At 63.2% G+C, this 17,616-nt stretch carries 17 protein-coding genes; 7 read left to right on the forward strand and 10 right to left on the reverse strand.

Annotation, left to right across the window (positions count from 1 at the left end; translation table 11 throughout):
• Positions 1–294: 294 nt before the first annotated feature.
• Positions 295–600 carry a hypothetical protein gene (locus NKH19_RS11735; RefSeq protein WP_352871458.1) on the reverse strand — a complete coding sequence of 102 codons (306 nt, stop codon included), beginning with the start codon at positions 598–600 and terminating at the stop codon, positions 295–297.
• 361 nt (positions 601–961) lie between these two features.
• Between NKH19_RS11735 and NKH19_RS11740 the strand changes: the two genes are divergently transcribed.
• A complete protein-coding gene (locus tag NKH19_RS11740) occupies positions 962–1,255 on the forward strand; it encodes a hypothetical protein (protein WP_352871459.1) in 294 nt (97 codons plus the stop codon).
• A 199-nt stretch (positions 1,256–1,454) separates the two neighbouring features.
• On the opposite strand, the gene NKH19_RS11745 is transcribed toward NKH19_RS11740, so the two are convergent.
• Positions 1,455–2,129, reverse strand: coding sequence for a Crp/Fnr family transcriptional regulator (locus tag NKH19_RS11745; protein ID WP_352871461.1), 675 nt, complete (start codon positions 2,127–2,129; stop codon positions 1,455–1,457).
• Positions 2,130–2,668: 539 nt separating this feature from the next.
• On the opposite strand from NKH19_RS11745, the gene NKH19_RS11750 reads away from it, so the two are divergent.
• Positions 2,669–2,884, forward strand: a complete 216-nt coding sequence (locus NKH19_RS11750; protein WP_352871462.1) for a hypothetical protein — start codon at positions 2,669–2,671, stop codon at positions 2,882–2,884.
• Positions 2,885–2,930: 46 nt separating this feature from the next.
• On the opposite strand, the gene NKH19_RS11755 is transcribed toward NKH19_RS11750, so the two are convergent.
• The 3 genes from NKH19_RS11755 to NKH19_RS11765 all read right to left on the reverse strand — a co-directional run bounded on the left by NKH19_RS11755 (position 2,931) and on the right by NKH19_RS11765 (position 4,456).
• Positions 2,931–3,296, reverse strand: a complete 366-nt coding sequence (locus tag NKH19_RS11755) for a hypothetical protein (protein WP_352871464.1) — start codon at positions 3,294–3,296, stop codon at positions 2,931–2,933.
• 77 nt (positions 3,297–3,373) lie between these two features.
• The gene (locus NKH19_RS11760) at positions 3,374–3,583 is read right to left on the reverse strand and encodes a hypothetical protein (protein ID WP_352871465.1); all 210 of its coding nucleotides are present in this window, start codon (positions 3,581–3,583) and stop codon (positions 3,374–3,376) included.
• 195 nt (positions 3,584–3,778) lie between these two features.
• The gene (locus NKH19_RS11765; RefSeq protein ID WP_352871467.1) at positions 3,779–4,456 is read right to left on the reverse strand and encodes a Crp/Fnr family transcriptional regulator; all 678 of its coding nucleotides are present in this window, start codon (positions 4,454–4,456) and stop codon (positions 3,779–3,781) included.
• A gap of 572 nt (positions 4,457–5,028) precedes the next feature.
• Here NKH19_RS11765 and NKH19_RS11770 point away from each other — a divergent pair.
• Positions 5,029–5,232 (forward strand): hypothetical protein, encoded by a 204-nt coding sequence (locus tag NKH19_RS11770; protein ID WP_352871469.1) that lies wholly within the window; start codon positions 5,029–5,031, stop codon positions 5,230–5,232.
• A gap of 407 nt (positions 5,233–5,639) precedes the next feature.
• Here the strand turns inward: NKH19_RS11770 and NKH19_RS11780 are convergent, their stop codons facing one another.
• Positions 5,640–6,671 (reverse strand): hydroxyacid dehydrogenase, encoded by a 1,032-nt coding sequence (locus NKH19_RS11780; protein ID WP_352871472.1) that lies wholly within the window; start codon positions 6,669–6,671, stop codon positions 5,640–5,642.
• A 145-nt stretch (positions 6,672–6,816) separates the two neighbouring features.
• On the opposite strand from NKH19_RS11780, the gene NKH19_RS11785 reads away from it, so the two are divergent.
• Both NKH19_RS11785 and NKH19_RS11790 read left to right on the forward strand, forming a co-directional pair.
• Complete coding sequence (locus NKH19_RS11785) at positions 6,817–7,866, forward strand: LacI family DNA-binding transcriptional regulator (RefSeq protein ID WP_352871474.1); 1,050 nt, start codon at positions 6,817–6,819, stop codon at positions 7,864–7,866.
• A gap of 336 nt (positions 7,867–8,202) precedes the next feature.
• Positions 8,203–8,412, forward strand: a complete 210-nt coding sequence (locus NKH19_RS11790) for a hypothetical protein (protein WP_352608685.1) — start codon at positions 8,203–8,205, stop codon at positions 8,410–8,412.
• A 211-nt stretch (positions 8,413–8,623) separates the two neighbouring features.
• Here NKH19_RS11790 and NKH19_RS11795 read toward each other — a convergent pair whose 3' ends face one another.
• Together NKH19_RS11795 and NKH19_RS11800 are read right to left on the reverse strand one after the other, a co-directional pair.
• Entirely contained in the window at positions 8,624–9,820 is a 1,197-nt protein-coding gene (locus tag NKH19_RS11795) for an FAD-dependent oxidoreductase (RefSeq protein ID WP_352871475.1), read from the reverse strand.
• A 96-nt stretch (positions 9,821–9,916) separates the two neighbouring features.
• Positions 9,917–11,413, reverse strand: a complete 1,497-nt coding sequence (locus NKH19_RS11800) for a glucosamine inositolphosphorylceramide transferase family protein (protein WP_352871513.1) — start codon at positions 11,411–11,413, stop codon at positions 9,917–9,919.
• Positions 11,414–11,663: 250 nt separating this feature from the next.
• Between NKH19_RS11800 and NKH19_RS11805 the strand changes: the two genes are divergently transcribed.
• Both NKH19_RS11805 and NKH19_RS11810 read left to right on the forward strand, forming a co-directional pair.
• A complete protein-coding gene (locus tag NKH19_RS11805) occupies positions 11,664–13,757 on the forward strand; it encodes a GumC family protein (RefSeq protein WP_352871478.1) in 2,094 nt (697 codons plus the stop codon).
• A 1-nt stretch (position 13,758) separates the two neighbouring features.
• The gene (locus tag NKH19_RS11810) at positions 13,759–15,102 is read left to right on the forward strand and encodes a VpsF family polysaccharide biosynthesis protein (RefSeq protein WP_352871480.1); all 1,344 of its coding nucleotides are present in this window, start codon (positions 13,759–13,761) and stop codon (positions 15,100–15,102) included.
• Here NKH19_RS11810 and NKH19_RS11815 read toward each other — a convergent pair.
• Positions 15,065–16,324 carry a glycoside hydrolase family 5 protein gene (locus tag NKH19_RS11815; RefSeq protein WP_352871481.1) on the reverse strand — a complete coding sequence of 420 codons (1,260 nt, stop codon included), beginning with the start codon at positions 16,322–16,324 and terminating at the stop codon, positions 15,065–15,067. The two genes, NKH19_RS11810 and NKH19_RS11815, sit on opposite strands and share 38 nt — an antisense overlap.
• Positions 16,321–17,490, reverse strand: coding sequence for a DUF1972 domain-containing protein (locus tag NKH19_RS11820; RefSeq protein WP_352871483.1), 1,170 nt, complete (start codon positions 17,488–17,490; stop codon positions 16,321–16,323). The genes NKH19_RS11815 and NKH19_RS11820 overlap by 4 nt, the downstream gene beginning before the upstream one ends.
• Between the last annotated feature and the right edge of the window lie 126 nt (positions 17,491–17,616).

Genomic DNA, 17,616 nt, shown 5'->3' on the forward strand with positions numbered 1-17,616 from the left:
ACGGAATGCGCCGGTTGCCGCGAGACGGTAAGGAACCAGGGTGAGCCGGCGTCAATTGACGACCGTGGTGCCTTCATGTTGGCAAAGTCAGCGCCGCCCCTCATCGCCCGCCGGGCACTTCTCCCCGTATAATGACGAGGAGAAGGGCAGTCATCGATGGCTCCGCTGATTTGCCTGCGTCGCGGAAGAAGAGCCCAGGTTGCGGCGAGTCACCTTCTCCCCGTCACCATACGGGAAGAAGGTATCGGCAGGCGGATGAGGGGCAGCGCTGACCCTCATCGATCCAGTGGGCGCCTACTTGCTGCCACCGATCGCTTTCGCGTTGCTGCAGAATTCCGGATGGGTGTTGGTGGGGTTGGCGTTCTTGGACTCGTCCTCGCAGGCCTTCATCATCGCCGTCTGGTCGTCCGGCGTCAGCGCCTTCCAGGCTGTTGCGAAGGCGTCATTGCTGACCATCGTCTTCATGCTGGAGTCGGTGTAGAAGGGCTGCATCTTGGCCGGATCGTCGAGAGCCGACGTGCCAGTGTCGCCGGCAGCCAGAGCCGAGCCGGCAACCATCGAAAGCGTCATCGCGCCGAAACAGATCATCTTGATTTTCATGGTGTCATCCTCCTGTTGCTTTGAGATCGTAGAGTAACGATCGTCCTGAAAAACGACAGGTTCGGATGAAAGTTCCAAGATTCAGGCCATCTCGGGTAAAATACAATCGGAAAGAAATTGAAACTTTTTCGGATTTTGCTCGTTTCGGCCAAAGCGGGATTCCATGACAGGAATCATTTGCCGCGCAATTAGGATTGCGCGGTGGTCATGCCCAAGGGGGCCCCCTGTATTTACCGGTCTGGACAATAGGGAAATTGTACGATTCGTACAATCCGGCTATCCAAGCCGCGCGAATGGGCGTATTGCCGGTGGCAAGAGCGACCTCGGATCGGCCTCTCGACATCATGCGATGGAGGGCGGTTTGGATCATATCGATCTGCTCAAGCTTCTGGACTACACGCACGCTCAATTGAGCACGATACGCCAGGTGCTCGCGGCAAGCGGCCACGCCGACACCATGTTCGCCATCGATTGTCTTCTCGGCGCGGCGGCCGAACAGACCAGATGCAAGCTCGCGAGCCTTGAACACGCCGGGATGCCGGTTGGCCGGCACGGCGCGTGGGATGCATGTGGGGAGGCACGGGCCGACGAGATCATGCCGTTGGGCAAGCCGGCCACGGGGAGCCCGAAACCGCGGGCCAGGCGCGCGTCTTGAGCCTTTTCTCAGCCCTCCTTCGAGCATCCGGGCACAACGGACGAGTTCGAAGGGCTTTGGCACCAGATCAGCATGCCACCTTACTCGTTGCCTCTGCCGCTGGTCATCCAAGCGGCGGATAATATCGACCGCGGCACCGGTTGCGCCGCGACTGTCGAGACGCTGCAGGTCCCAAAGCCTGACAACGAAACTTGATATGTCAGGCTGCGCCGATCTCGCCGATCAGCCTGACGTATTCGGCCTCGGGGTCGCCGTAACTGCCATTGGCGAGCTCGATCAGCCCGGCGCGGTCGCGAATGATGATCTCGCCCCGGCGCGCCCGGATCAGCGCGCGACCTTCGAGCAGCTGGAGGGCGACGGTGACGCCTGGCCGCCTGACGCCAAGCATGATGGCCAGGAATTCGTGTGTGATGGTGAGGTGTTCGCCGGGAACCCGGTCGTCGCACATGAGCAGCCACCGCGCCAACCGCTCCTCCAGCTTTAGCCGTGCGTTGACGAGCGCGGTGCAGCCGGTCTGGGTCTGGAGCGTGTTGACGAAGCGCAGCAGGAACATGCGCAAGGTCGCGCTTGCCGCCAATGCCGCTTTGAAAGGGCCGGCTTCGATGCGGATCGCTTCGCCTTCGAGCTGCACAAAGCAAGCATGCGCGGAACGGTCGTCGCCCATCACCAGGCAAGATCCGGTCATGCCTTCGAAGCCAATGAAGCCCACTTCGGCCTCGTGGCCGCTCGTCGTCCTGGCGACCACCGAGCCAATGCCCTGTTCGATGAAGTAGACGGCTTCGATCGGGACATTGGGAGTCGCCAGCATCTTACGCAACGGCAAATCGCAGCGCTGCATATGCGGCTGGAGCAGCGCGAGGTCATCCGCACTCATCCGCCTCAACAGCTCATTCCGGTGTTGATGGTTTTTGCTGGAATCCGGCTTATCCGAATTAGTCATGGCACAGCCCAATGCAGGGCAAGAGCCATCCGATCTCCCAGCCGTCCGCGCCCGTAAAAACGTGCGGACGATCACCTGTGTATAGGGGCTTTGGACAAAAAAATCTAGGAATTCGATTCACGGCGCCCCCCAACGCCGCTCGCATACGAAAAGATCGACCCAAACGTTAGTGTCGGAAACGTACCAAGCGCCGCTTGGTACAAAACCGACATATTGTCCGAGAAAGGCGGATCACGTTGTCTGGGACGCGGATCGCGGGGCGGGGCCAATAAAATCCGCCGGCTAACGACAAAGGCGCCATCTGATATCCGGCCCTGCAAACCCTTCGAAAGCCAGCCAACGGCACAGTTTGCCGGGGGAGAATTGTACGATCCATACAGTGACTACGCCAATATTGACTCTCCCCGCAGGCAAATTAGATTTTCCACCACAGCGTCTGGCAAGTGGGGCGCTGCTCGGAGTGGGGGTTTCTCATGTCGAGCCTTAACAAGCGCCATCCCTGCTTTCATCCTTCCGACCTGCAGCTGTGCCAACGCGTCTTCGATCAGGTCTGCTTCGAACGCAAACTTGACCGGATGTCGCTGGAGCCGGACGTGCAGGAGCTGGCAGCCACGGTGTTTGCTCTTTTCGAGGATGGCTGCAGCAATGAAACCGAATTGCTCGACAGTTTCAGGCGAACACGCCAATGACCAAGGTCAGGGTCACGTCCTCGACGCCCGGGGTTGAAAACGAGCCTTACGACGCCGCGGTCTTCGCAAAGAAATACGGCATGTCGGAGAAAGCCGCGAAGGTCGTGCTGTTCGCAAATGGACCGTCTAGAATGGCTTGCGACGCTGCCGCGCGCTCCTTTATGGAAGCGGTCGCGCGCAGGTCGAAAAAGCAGCCATGAATGCTGAAGATGTGCCGAGGCCGACCGCCGTTTCCATCGAGCGTATCGATTGCCAGTGGGCCGTCCAGATCGTCGAGGACGGTAAAATCACACGGCGTCTGTTCGAGTAAGAGCAATTCGTCCGGAATTTTGCTGCTGGTCAGCGTCCTCTCGTTGGCCTGCCTGTGATGGACGGCACATGAGGCGCCGCAGAAAATCACGGGCAAGGCCATTTAGGCGCGTGCCCTCCAGAACCGCTGGTTCAGGGTGGTCCACGAAGCGAGGGGTGTTCGAATACGTTGAGACAAGCTCACCTCACGTCGATCGTTTTGCGTGTCGTCTTTCGCGCGCCGGGCTTGCGCTTTGCCGCTCCGGTCGAAGCCGGCGCCTCCGAGGAAAGCCGCAGTTCTCGCAGCCGCGCCGTCTTTGCCTCACGCGCCTGGCGCTCGATGGCGATGATCGATTGCGCCTCGCGGGTGGCACGTTCGATCCGGTCTTTATCCTGAGGCAGTCGGGTCAAGGAAGTTCTCCCCTTTCGGTGGCACTCAAAATGCCGGCCGAGAGGAAATGTTCCGGCGACAAGTCGTCCAGGACGGAAAAAATATCATCCCGGTCCGATCTCATTTGTCATTGAGCGCATGCGCATAGCCGCGAGGGGGGCGCCGGCCACGAAACGGGTTAGGCCGACCAAGGGCAACGGGCTCTGTCTCGGTCTTCAGTCCCCCGAACCAGTCTCTCCCAAAAGCCTGATATATTCAGTTTCCGGCTCCCCATATCCGCCATTGGCCAGCGCAATCAGTCCAGGGCGGTCCAGTATGACGACCTCACCCCGGCGCGACCGGATCAGAGCAAGACCTTCCAATTCTTGAAGGGCGATGGTGACGCCTGGCCGTCTTACGCCCAGCATCGTGGCGAGGAACTCGTGGGTGATGGAAAATCGCACCCCCACCACGCGGTCATCGCACATCAGCAGCCACCGAGCCAGGCGGTCCGCCAACTTCAGCCGCGCGTTGACAAGCGCAGTACATCCGGTCTGGGTCTGTAAAGAATTGACGAAGCGCAACAGGAACAATCGCAACGTGGGACTGGTCGTTAAAGCCGCATTGAAGCTGCCTGCGTCAATGCGCATTGCTTCGCCTTCGAGTTGCACGAAGCAGGCTTGCGGTGCGCGGTCGTCGGCCATCACCAGCGAATACCCAGCCATCCCCTCAAAGCCGATGAACCCGATCTCGGCCTCGCGTCCGCTGGACGTGCGCGCGACGACCGACGCAATTCCGCGCTCTATGAAATAAACGGCTTCAATAGGCACGTCGGGCGTCACGAGGGACATTCTCAGCGGCAGGGCTACCCGGTGCAAACTCGGCTCAAGCAGCGCAAGGTCCTCGGCGGTCATCCTCCGCAGCAATTCATTTCGGAATCTTGACTGAGAGGAGGTCTCACAAGCCGGTGCCTGGTCAGTGGCAGTCGATTTTGGAATTTCGCAGTTCAAAGTGTAACTCCCGCAGGGCGGGAGTACGATCGACACTCTCAAGCGCCAGCGCCCGTTCAGTGGCCAGCGACAGAAACACTGTACGCTTCCGACAATCGGTTAGCGAGTCATTAGAAACGCTGCTTGAGAACCGCTGCTTGCTTGCATCTTTTCCCTGGAGGGCGTGGCGACGAATTGGCGGAGTGATCAGCACCATCAGCTTGAGGGAAGCGCGATGCTCCACCGCCACCTGAAGCAATTGTCTCGGCAGGGTATGGTTTCGCAAACTGTCCGAAAGCGTACCCAGAGACCCGCGCAATTGTTCGCCTGGCGGTAACTCGCTAGGTTTCCAGCGCGGCGGATCTCAGGAGCGCCTTGGCCGACGCGGGATCCGGCCCCCCGCCCAACCTGACCCTGCGTCGGCCAGCGATAAAGGTGCCTCGATCGCCGGGCCCATGTGAACGAGGACGCTTGATGCCGAGAGACAGACTCGTCTGATGCCAAGAGACAGATTTGAGTGCCTGCAGGAAACCTCTGGCAGCTGGATGGTGTGGGACTACAAGAGCGGCGCTCCGGCAAGGCTGGGCGGCGCCGAGTTGCAAGGCCAGGACAAGCATCGGGCCGAGATAGCGCGCGACATCCTCAGGCGGATATTTCGGACCGGCCGGGATCCGGTCAAGGACGAGGCCACGGACACATGATGCGACTGGCCGTGCGTAATGAAAAACCCCGCCGGCCGGAGCCTGATGGGGTATTTGATTGGAGGAATTCCGGATCGAATGAGAAACGATCCGGGTGAAACACGCAAACGCCGCGCAAAGGTTCCAGCGCCGGCATGGCCCTGGAGTCGCGCTCTGGCGCTGAAGTTCGTCGCGGGACCGCTCTGGTCGGCGTCAGTCCGCCGACCCCGATGACGGGATTTGCTGCGCCGTCATGGCCGACAGCTTCTGCCGTTTGACCAGCACCGGCTTTTCATAGGTCTTCTTCATGGCTTCCCTCCGCAAAGTTCGATCGCGGCAGCGTCGTCGCCGGCCTCCTTCTTGTCAAGACGTCAAGGGTGGGCGAGGCGGGCAGGCATGTCCCCAGCCGCCAGCGCCGAAAACCTGGCTCAGTTCCTGTCGGCCGGCTTGGAGCGCATGCGCGACACCGTCTCGCGCTCGGCGCGCTTGGAGCGCAGCGGCGGCAGGCCGCGGTCGATCAGGTCCATGTCCTCCAGGACCATGTCGCCCATGCGCTTGAAGGCGATGTCGAGCGCGCCGGCGCGGTGGGCCGAGCGCAGGAAGCCGGGCAGGGCGCGCACCGGGTGATCCGGCGCCAGCGGTTCTTCCGGGAAGACGTCGCTGGCGGCGACGATATGGCCGCTCTTCACCGCCGCCATCAGCGCCGGAAAATCGACGACGCCGGCGCGGCTGAGCAGGATGAAGGCGGCGCCCTTGCGCATGCTGGCGAAGGCCTCGGTGCCGAGAAAGCCCTGGTTCTCGCTGGTCACCGAGGCGACGACGAAGACGAAATCGCTGGTCGACAGCACATCGCCGAGCGACGCCGGCTCGACGCCATTGTCGATGAGGATCGATGGCGGCAGCCAGGGATCGAAGACTTTGGTGCGGGTGCGGAAGCCCGACAGCAGCCGGTTCAGCGCGCGGCCGAGATCGCCGAAGCCGATGATGCCGACATCGGCGCCGGACAAGAGCCGCGCCGTCTGGTTGCCATCGCCGCCCCACAACTCCTTGCCGTTCCGGAAGGCGAGGTCGGCATCGACGATGTTACGGGCGAGGTTGAGCGCCATGGCCAGGCCAAGCTCGGCCACCGGTTCGGCAAAGACGAGGCCGGTGGTGACGACATGGATGCCGCGTTGAAACAGCGTTTCGTAGGGCATGTTGTTGATCAAATTGGTCTCGACATTGAAGACGCAGCGCAGCGCTTTCATCGCTTCCAGCGTCCGCGGCGAGATCGGCGGCTGGCCGACGATGTAGCGGGCCTCTCCCAGCACATCGGCCGGCAGTTTTGCAACGCCGTCGGCGGTGGTCTCGACGACACGGTATTTTGACTTGAGACGCGCCAGTTGCGGCGGTGTGAAGATGAGGTCGAGCGTGCGTGGCTCCGGCGCGCTGATGACCAGCGGCAAGGCATTGTTCGACATGATGATTCCTCCCGGCGCGATCCGCATCACGCTTTCTCGGGGCATTAATTACCTCGGATTAAACGATTTACAACCACGAAAAATCGATTTACTCACATCGGTGGCGGACAAGAATACTGACGTCCGCGCCTCGGGAGGAGGACCAATGGCGCATAGGCAGGCCCAGCAGCGGCGTCCGTCGATCCACGACGTGGCAAGCCGTGCCGGCGTGTCGGCCGCCACAGTCTCCAAGGTCATGGCCGGCGTCACCACGGTGAAGCCCGAGAACGCGCAGCGCGTCCTCGACGCCGTCGAGCTGTTGGGCTACCGCATCGATCCGCTGGCTTCCGACATGCGCCGGGCCAAGCGCCGCATCATCGGCGCCATCATGCCCGAGTTCGAAAGCGAGTTCTTCGGCCAGATGATCACCCAGCTCGAAAGCCTCGCCGAGCAGCGCGGCTACACGCTGGTGGCGGCATCGAGCCGTGAATCCGAGGCACGCGAAAAGGAGATCCTGTCGCGCATGCATGACTGGCGTGTTGCCGGTGTCGTGCTGGCGCCGGTGCGCAACGAGCATGGCCCGGCGGCCGCGTTCATGAAGGCCAACGGCATGACCGGCGTGCTGATCGACCGCGTGCTGTCCGACGACGCCTTCGACACCGTATCGGCCGACAGTGCTTCCGCGAGCGCCGAGGTGGCGCGCGAACTGATCGGCAAGGGCCACCGCCACATCCTGGTGGTCGGCCTCGGCGAACAGGCGGCCACGATGCGCGCCCGCCTCGAGGGCTTTCGCGCCACCGCACGGGCGCTGGTGCCGGATGTGCGCATCGACGTCGTGCTTGCCGAAACCGATGTCGAACCGCTCAGGGCGCAGTTGCGCGACTATTTTGCAAAGGGAGAGCGGCCGACAGCGGTCTACTCGCTGTTCCTCAAGGGTACGCTGGTGGCGCTCTCCGAATTCCGCCGGCGCGGCTGGCACTGCCCCAACGACATTTCGCTGGTCGGCTTCGATGACGCCGAATGGATGCAGGTGACATGGCCGGCCATCGCCGCCGTGGTGCAGCCGGTGCGCCAGATCGCCGGCCACGCCATGGAGGCCTTGTTTGCCAGGATCGGAGGTGGGGAGGGGCCGCCGATCGCGCGGCTCGAGCCTTGTAAGGTTTTGATGCGGGAATCCGTTGGCTCGGCAAGCTTGTCACAGCCAAAACCGACATGAACGAATTCGTCGGCCATCGTCGGCGGCGACATCAGCGCAGCGACGCACGCACAAAGAGCCCAGAGCTGATGAATATCTTGGGGCTGCAAACCTTGTGATTGCGCGGTCCGGCGGCGCCGACAACATCTTCATCCATCTCGACACCTATCACATGCACATCGAGGAGAAGAGTTTCGAGGCCGGCTCGCGACGACGTACGACGAGCCTCAGTTGCATGACGCCCTCGAAGCGGGCCTCGGGTGTCGATGTCGGGAACGGACTTCAGCCTTGTTCGTTGAAATGGCAATTCGCCGATCGGACTCGGCGGGTGGATTCAGCAGAACGAAGGAGAGAGTCATGGCCAGCGAAGCCGACCGCGATCCACTGCACCATACCCAGAAGATGCAGGCACGCCTGCAGGACACCATAGATCATCTTCGCGAGGACATCGGCAAGGTGGACGAGCCCAAGTTCAAGGCGATGTTCGAAACCGCGGCAGAAGTCCTCGGCGGCCTGAAAAAGGCCTTCAGTGACTACGAACAAAAGAATGAGGCCGCCTGGCGCTGACTCCTGCTGGATGCTGTCGAGTTATTGGATGCCGTCCAAATGGTGGACGCGCGTCACGTGGGGGAGTTCCGGAAACGTGATGGGTGCTGTTTCAGCCCACCGCTCACTGACAGGTTTTCCAGTCAGGGAGGGGCAGCACTGTTTCTTCAGTTTATCGAAGATGTCGAAGCGCCAACGCCTTTCTAGATACTGTCGAGCGGAGGGCGGACGTCTAGGCTCGTTTCTCCGGAATAGGCTCGAGCGTCCGCCTCGGCGAAAAGTGTCTGATCTTGCGGCCGACTATAATCAGGCGACGGGCGGTGTTGTTGCGCAGCCGGCGGATACGCCATTCCAATCCGGTCTCGGTGGTGATTGCCTTGGCGTAGAGGCTGGAGCGCATGGCGGTAGCGTCGGCGGCGATCTTGATCGGGTCGTCGTAGAAGGCACAGATCTTGTCGACGCCCATGCCAGGCGTTTCCAGCCAAGCGGGGATGTGGGTCGACAGGCGATCGACATCGGTAGCCACCCGGCGGATGCCGTCACCTTGCGCTGGGCATGTCGTGGAGAACGCGTCGCCTATGAAGACGACGCCGCTCCGGCGGTGGCCACTGGTGGTCGTCAGGCTGACCTGTCTCAATTCGACCGGGCTGGCGACGGCGAAGTTGCCGCATTGCGCTGATATCTCGGGCATCAGTTGCAGAAGCATTTGTTGCGGGTCCGCGCGAAACGCCTGCGTCCACGCCTCGGCAACGGTCCGGTAGACAAACATGTTTGCCCGCATCCGATTGCCGATCCGGAAGACGGTAAGAAAGGCAATGCGGTGCCCAATGCGCCTGGGGTAGAAGGTGAGGGAACGAGAACCGAATTCCTGCGGCGAGGTCGCCAGGTCGAATCCGATCGACAGCGAATGCGCCTTCGACTGCTCAACGCGCTCCACCCCGATGGCGCGCCGCACCGCTTCGCTGTAGCCGGTGGCCACAACCAGCAGCCTGGCGTCAATGACGGTGCCGTTGGTGAGCACAAGGCGCTGCCGGTCCAGCCCAGTTGAGACCTCGGCGACCTTGCCGACCGTCAGCGGCACTTCCGGCGGCAGGGCCTCGCGCAGGCCATTTACCAGCGGGCCGTAGGAGAATCCGAACTCCGAGTCCTGCTTGCGCTTGAAGAACTGTCCGAAGCGGAAGACTTGGATGTCGGTCGTCGGAGTGACGAGGGGCCTGATGACGGGACCGAGGCCGATCTTGTCGAATAATTGCATCTGTTCGAAGCGGGTTTTCTCGGCCCGGAACTCGTCGTGATGGACGCGGTGCGGATCGATCAACGCCACCTTGCGCCCGGCCTTGCCCAGCACGGTTGCCAAGGTGGTGCCGGCCAGTCCGGCGCCAACGATCGCCACTTCGACTTCGGTTTGGCCAGCCTCTGCAATACTCATTTCGCTGCCCTTTCTGATAGCAACTTCCAGATATCCGCCGGACCCAATTCAACCTCAAGCAACCGGAACGCGTGTCTGGCAGAAACAATGTTTAGGTTAATCGCGGACCCGTCGTTTCCAGCGCGGTGCGATCGCCGAGCCATCGATGAATTCAAACCCGCCCGCCTCGTTGAGTGTGTGAAGTTTGCGCCCACTCCATAGCGCACCTGGATTTAAGATGGTTTCAACGACCTGCTCCATGCCGATCAAATCAAGGTGAGAAATGCGAGCGATGCCGAGAGCCGCGCCATAGCTCCCGCGGCAGTCCTGCACCGGGCGCAGCAGGTCGTCGCCGCGCTTGACCATGCGGCCGGCCGGCCGCGCCGAGGCGATATCGATCAGCACGGGATTGTTCGGGTGCGGCGTCCAGGGGCCGCGAAAATCCGGCGCCGACCATAGATGCAGCGCGTCTGAGAAGGCTCCTCCGCCGTCGCGGATGGTGGCGAACAGCCACCAGGCGCCGCCATGCTCGACCAGCGTGGCGTCGCTGGCGACGACGCCGGATAGAAGCGTCGCCTCCTTGACCCATCCGCCGGGAAAGGCGGTGGCCCGGTAGAGATCGACCGTGCCGTTGGCGCAGCTTTCCGGGACCATCCAGACCTCGCCGTCACGCTCGAAGACGAAGGGGTAGGAGAGATGGTAGGGCAGATCCAGCACCGGCTCGGGGCAGCCGAGCGGGCCGGCCGGGCCGAAGGGCACGGCGGAGATGATGGCGCGGCCCAGCCGATGGATATAGTCCTCGACGAACAGGGTTAGCTGGCCTTGGTAAGCGATCGGGAACGGGTCGGCGTAGAAGCGGCTGCCGTCGTCCGGCAGCTCTTGCCAGCCCGATGCCGGATGCTCGCGCAGGTCGAACAGATCGCGGCCGTTGGTTTGCCGCCAGCCGACCTTCCAGTGCGGCGCGTTGTAGCAAAGGTGGTAGATCTTCTGGACGATGCGCCGCGCCAGCGCCTTGCCGGCTCTTACGCCAAGCTTGCCGGCCGAGGGCATTGGCGGGGCAGTGGGTTGCGCCGGCTCGGGCAGATCAGGCACGGATCTGGCCGAGCCGGTCATCGCCGCGACGATCAGGCTGGCCGTGCGCGCCAGCATGTCCTGGAAGGAAGCGAGCGCGATGCCGCCATATTCGGTGCCCAGGCGCCCGGCGGCGATCGCAACACCGCTTTCCTCGATGCGGGCAAGCGGCGTCCGGCCGGCGAGGATCAAGGCCAGCAAGGCCGCTTCGCCGCTGGCGCGATCATAGGTAATACGCCAGACCCGCGTCCCTTCCAGCTCGACATCGCCGCAGAGGTCGACCACCAGGTCGGGCGAAGCGGGCGACTGCGTCCGGTAAGGAGCGAGTGCTGAAAGCGGCACACGCTTCGCCAGCCCATCATCGGACAGGCCGTGTATCGCCGTTTCGAGTTGAAACAGGGCCGCGGCGCTGCGCGGGATGCCGCCGCCCGCGGACCTAGCGTCGACGGACAGCTCGACATCATCAAGTGCTGCGAGGCGTTCCAGCAGCGCGACATGAAAAGCGCGGACGCAGTCGCCGTCCAGGCGCAGGCTTATCCGCATGTTGGAGACCCGAAAAGGCGGTATCCGGCCCCTGCCGACCAGGCCGATCCGGTCAAATTGTAGCCCCATCCGCATACGTCTCCGCTCGCCGCGCACCCAGCACTTCGGTATGTATATTTTTAAGCAAACCGCGTGCCAAAATTCACATGACCTCTCAACATAATTAACAATCTTTTAACAGTTGGAGGAATAGCTAGGTTAGTGCCGCAATCTGATCTTGCCGGCATATGGAATATTGTCGGAGGCAGCCATGCAATCATCCCTGCCAATGGTTGCTCAGCAACACTCTCCGGATGCGGGATCATACGCGGCTTCGACTGTCGAACTGGGCGATCTGAAGCGCATCCTGGTGCGCCGCCGGTTCTGGATCTTCGGCACCGTCGCGCTGCTGACGCTGGTCACCTTGCTCTACGGTCTTTTCACGCCCGCGCTCTACAGCTCGGCGGCGGAAATCCTCATCGATCCGCAAGACCTTCAGGTGGTCACCAACGACGTCAATCCGAGCCGTATCTCACCCGACGGCGGCATCACGCAGGTCGAGAGCCAGGTCAGCGTGGTCCAGTCGACAGGCGTGCTGATGCGGGCGATCGCGGCGACAAACCTGACGCAGGATCCCGAATTCAACGGGCAGGGCTTGCTGTCGCGCCTGCTCGGTTCGGGATCGGCCGAAGGCGACAGGTCGGGGCAGACGCTCGACGCGCTGCGCCGACGCCTGGCGGTGAAGCGGGCCGACAAGGTCCTGGTCCTCGACGTCATCGTCACCGCCAAGAGCGCCGACAAGGCCGCCCTTCTGGCCAACGCCATCGCGCAGGCCTATCTGGTCGACCAGGCGAGTGCGCGCGCGAAGATGGCCAAGGACGCTTCCGAATCCATCACCGCGCGGCTGGACGAGCAGCGCAAACGCGTCCAGCAAGCCGAAAACGCCGTCGAGGCCTACAAGTCGGCCAACAATATGGTGATGGCGGCAGGCAATCTGGTCAGCGACCAAGAGCTGACCGAGATCAACACGCAGCTTTCGGCGGCGCAGAGCCGCACGGCGGCGCTGAAGGCGCAGGTCGACCAGATGCGCCGCAAGAGCGGCACGGCGGATGCAACCTCGGAAGCGATGCGCTCCGCGGTGATTTCAAGCCTGCGGGCACAGGAGGCGACGCTCGTTGACCAGGTCTCGCAGCTCGGCACGGAACTGGGGCCGCGTCATCCGTCGCTGATCGCGGCCCAGCAGCAGCTGCGCGACACGCGCCAGCTCATCGCGCGCGAGCTCGGCCGCATCGCCACCGCCACCGAGACCGACTACGAGCGGGCGCTCGCCAACCAGCAGGCGCTGGAAGCCAAGGTCGCCGGTATGAAGAGCAAGTCGCTCGACACCGACCAGGCCTCCGTGCGGCTGCGCGAACTGCAGCGCGATCTCGAGGCGGTGCGCTCCGTCTACGCGAACTATCTCCAGCGTGCCCAGGAGACGCGCGAGCAGATCAATGTCGACAGCACCAATGCGCGCATCATCTCCAACGCCATGCCGGCCCTGAAGAAGAGCTGGCCGCCGTTTTCGTTACTGTTGTTCGGCGCGATCTTCGGCGGCCTGGGGCTCGGCACCGGTCTGGCGCTGATCGCCGAATATTCCTCGCCGACGGTGCTTTCCAGCGCCCAGATGCAGTCGGCCATCGAGGCGCCGGTGCTGGGCGTGGTGCCGGCAAAGTCAGGCACTGTCCGCCGCTGGTGGCCGTTCGGCGGGAGTGCGGCCGCCGCCTCCAGCCAGAAGACCGATGCCGTCGTCGGCCTTGCGCTGAGGCGCATGTTCAGTTCGGGCCAGCGTCCGCCGGATTGGCCGCTGGTGCCATCCATCCTGGTGACATCGTCGCCGGGCGAGGGCGCGCAGCGCAGCCGGGTGGCACGCTTGCTGGCCAATACAGCAGCATCCAGGGGCAGCCGTGTCCTTTTCATCGATGCCAATGCCAGCGGTGGTGGCCAGAAGGACGCCCAGCCGGGAATCCTCGACGTGCTGCGCGGCGAGTATGCGTTCGAGGCCGTCAGCCACTACGCGGCCGGCAGCAACGTTGCGGTGCTCGGTACGGGCCGCTCAAAGGCGGTCTTCCAAGAAGCGCATGGCATCTACTACGCGCAGCAAATGCTGGCCCACGCCAGCCGGAGCTTCGAACTCGTCGTCATCGATGGCGGCGCGCTGGCTGACAATCTCAATGCCTCGCCGCTGGTTGCCATGGTCGACGAGATTGTGCTCGTCGCCACGCTGAACGCCACGCCGATACGCGACGTTACCGCGACGTCGCAGGCTGTTTCCGTCATGGGGCGGTTGCCAACAGCCGCCTTGCTGGTCGACGAGGCGGCCTGACATGGCCACCCCTTGGGCCACCAGTTGGAGCGGAAGCGCTTCGAACCATGGTGCCGCCGCACCCCGCGCCGTCACGTCGGTCGATGCGCTGACGCGCTTCGGATTGATCGCGGCGGTGGCGATTCTGTTCAGCGTCTCGGGCGGCATGCTGTGGCTGGTGGGCTACAATTACGACGGCCTGTTCGGCAACCCGGCGACCAAGATCCACCCGTCCACCTATCTCATCGTGCTCTTGCTTGCCTGGCGCTCCTGCACATTTGGCAATCCGGTCGGCTATATCGTCCATGTCGCCGACAGGCGGCCGGCCAGCGCGCCGATGGCCGCCATCTCGATCGTGCTCCTGTTCGTCGTCATCGCCAGGCAGCGTCCCGGCATGGCCGGCATGATCGATACGTTCATGGCCGCGGCACTTCTGGTGCTGATGCTCAGCGAGGACGACGAACGAACATTCGCCGGGCTGCAGACCGTCGTTCACGTGGTCATGACTGCGAATGCATTGCTTGCCCTTTTCGAGTTCGCCACCAAGACGTTGATTTTCCCCTATCGCCTCGACGGCGTGGCGTTTACCACCGATCTGCGCTCAAGCGCGTTGCAGGGGCATCCGCTTGCCAATGCCATGGTGACAGCGATCTATGTGCTCGCGCTGTTCTCTGGCGCCAGATCCTTGTCGACGCCTGTGCGCATTGGGTTGATCGGCCTGCAATTGGCGGCACTCGTCGCCTTCGGCGGTCGCTCGGCGATGGTGACGACGATCGTGCTCGGCGGCTGCTATCTGCTTTCTCAGGGCATCACCAAATTGCGCCGGGGACGGGTCAACCTGCTGGGTGCGGCGCTCGGCTTCATGCTTGCCGCGCTGCTGCCGGTCGTCATCGCCGTGGCGGCGTCCTACGGCTTCTTCGACGCACTGCTGGAGCGCTTCGTGTCGGACAGCGGCAGCGCCAATGCCCGCGTCGAGATGTTCGAGCTCTTCAAGTACCTGGAGGTGCGCGATCTGATCGTGGGGCCGGATGTCGATCTGATCGACAGCCTGCGCCGTATCAACGGTCTCGAACAGGGCATCGAGAACCCGATCATCCGCACGATTGTCTATCAGGGCGCCTTCTTCACCCTTTTGCTGACATTCGGCTTCGTGCTGTTCTTGTTTGAGGTGGCGCGCCGCTGCCATTCCGGCATCTGGTTGCCGATGCTGAGCTGGATCATCCTGATCAACACCTCCGAAAGCGTCGCTTCGAAGACGACGCTGCTGACCAAGTTCGTGGTGCTGGCTCTGGTGCTGTACCGGCCGGCGCGGGCGGTGTTGAGACCGGTCAGTCCGCCGGCATGGCCAGGCCAAGCGCCGCGATGATATCAGGGTCCAACGCCCGCGTGGTGTCGTCCATCATACCCATGCCGTCGAAGAGATCCCAGAACGCCCAGGGGAAGCCGAACGCCTCGGCGCTCCGCCTGACGTCGGCGATGTAGCGGGCGCGATCCGGATTGGGCGCGGCGACATAGCGCGCGTCGGTGCGCAGCGCGCCGAACTCGCCCATGACGATGCGTTCCGGCGCAAGGCCGTGGATGTCGGCCCAGGCGCGAACCTCGCCAAGATACTTGTCGACAAACCAGCGATCGGGCCGGGCGTCGAAATAGACTTTCAGCACGCGCTCGGTTTCGGCATAAGCGGCCTGCTTTGCGTCTTCAGGGGTTTCGGTGTCCTGCGCCATGCGCGCCCTGACCGACGCCAGCGTCTGTTCCAACGAGCCGGCGGATGCCGGCCATGGCACATTGTTGAGCGACCGGTAGACGGGCTCGCGCATCCACGGCGCGCCCTGATGGCTGAACAGGTAGGGCTCGTAGAAGTGGAAGGTGAACAGGATCGGCTCGAACGGCGAGAGCGGCGCCGGATCGAGCGCGGTCAATCCGCTCACCATTGAGCCGCAGCCTCCGGTGACGACCAGCGGCAGGGTTGCGGCCGACGCCCTTGCCGCTGTCAGAAGCGCAAGCTGGATTTGCGACCAGACATTTGATGCGCAGGCCTGCGCCGGCTCGTTGACCGGTTCCAGCGCTATCCTGCCGGGCTGGAACCGCTCCAACCTGCCGGCAAGCTCGCCGACCAGCCCGCGATAGAGATCGAAGGCGGGCGCGGCGGTGCTGGAGACCATGCGATCGGGGTTCCAGTAATGGGTGGCGCCATTGGCCTGGATGTTGACGATGATGCCAAGGCCGGCGTCGAGCGTGGCGGTGACGGCCGCGTCCACCATGTCCAGCAACTGACCGCGCGTCTTGGCGTCGGCGGCCAGGAAAGGACCGGGATCGACGGGCAGACGGATGAAATCGAGCCCGGTCTGGCGCAGCCGACCAAGATCGTCTGGGGTCGGTACCGGCCGCTGCGACTGGAAGGGAGGCCAGTCATAGTCGGTACGGGGTGCGGGAAATTCGCGCGTCAGCGAGAACCACGGCCAGGCGTTGACGCCGCGCCGAAACCGCGGTTCGGTGGCGCGGGCGATCGGTGCGATCGAGAGAGGGCCAAAGGCCGCCGCCGTGGACAGCGCCGTCCGCAGCACCCGCCGGCGCGACCAACCTGTCATGCGGTGCCGGCTGATGCGCGATTGGTCGCGAGGGCTTCGGCGGGGCTGACACCGAGAAGCCGATAGGCTTCATTTTCATAGGCAGTCAGGACATCGTCCCAGCGGAAGGCTTCGCGGGCGCGCGCCCTCGCCGCATTGCCGCAGTTGCGGACAAGTTCGTCATCGTCCAGCGCCTGCCGCATCCGCTCGGCGCAACTGTCCTTGTCGGTGAAGTAGATCGCCGCCGCACCGGCGGTCCACCTATTATAGGGATTGTCGTGCGCGATCACCATGTTGCCGGCCGCCAGCGCTTCGACCAGCGACGGGTTGGTGCCGCCCACCGTGTGGCCATGCAGATAGGCGCGTGCGTGGAAGCGCAACGCTTTCACCGTTGCCTGGTCGTAAATGGCGCCCGGCAGGACCACCGAGCCTTTCGCCGCCTTGCGGATGGCGGCATGATACGGGATGTCGTCGGACAGCGTTCCCAGCACCACCAGCTTCATGTCGCGCTTGGCGGCGCAAAAGGCTTCGACGATCGGCAGGATGTTGTTGTCGGGTTCGATGCGCGCGATCGAGACCAGATAGCGCCCGGGCTCGAGGCCGAGCGCCCGGATCGGCGCCTCCGGTGCCGATGTCACCGGATCGGCGCCATAGGCGATGGTGGCGATGGCGCTGCGTGGCCGGCGCGTCGCCAGGTGATCGGCGATCGCGGGATGATCGGCGACCAGCCGATGCGAGGCCCAGGCGCCGATCCATTCATTGAGCCAGAACCAGGTGCGCGCCGCGAAACCCCATTTGGGGCGACGCCACTCGATGCCGTCCATGTTGGTGAAGATTTTGCGCCGCTTCAGCCTGAGCCAGGTCAGGAAGACCGCGCCGTTGTAGCCGAGCACCAGGCATACGCCCGGTCGCCTGGCGGCGTCGCGGACGCATTGCCAGTCGAACTCCAGTGTCGCGCGCGGCCCTTTGGAGGCAACCTGGATGTGAATGAGCTCGATGCCGCGCCAGGTTTCGCTGCGCACCCGCCGGTCGATCCGCTCGACCTCATCCTGGCAATAGACGGCGACCTTCCAGCCTCGCCCGACAAGAAACAGCGCCAGTCTTTCGGCAAAGGTTTCAAAGCCGCCATGGGCCGCGGGTATGCCGCGGGTCCCCAGGATCAGAATGGCAGGCGTCTCTGGTTTCATGGGCGGCGGAACTTTCACGTGATCTCGGATATATTAGTGATTGCTGAATTCAGGAGAAGCAAGTGGCAACTTCCGTGCCATCTCCCTGTTTCAGCGTTCTTGGCAGCGATCATCGCGCGGGGTTGT

Source organism: Mesorhizobium sp. M1338 (genome assembly GCF_040318045.1).
Taxonomy (GTDB): domain Bacteria; phylum Pseudomonadota; class Alphaproteobacteria; order Rhizobiales; family Rhizobiaceae; genus Mesorhizobium.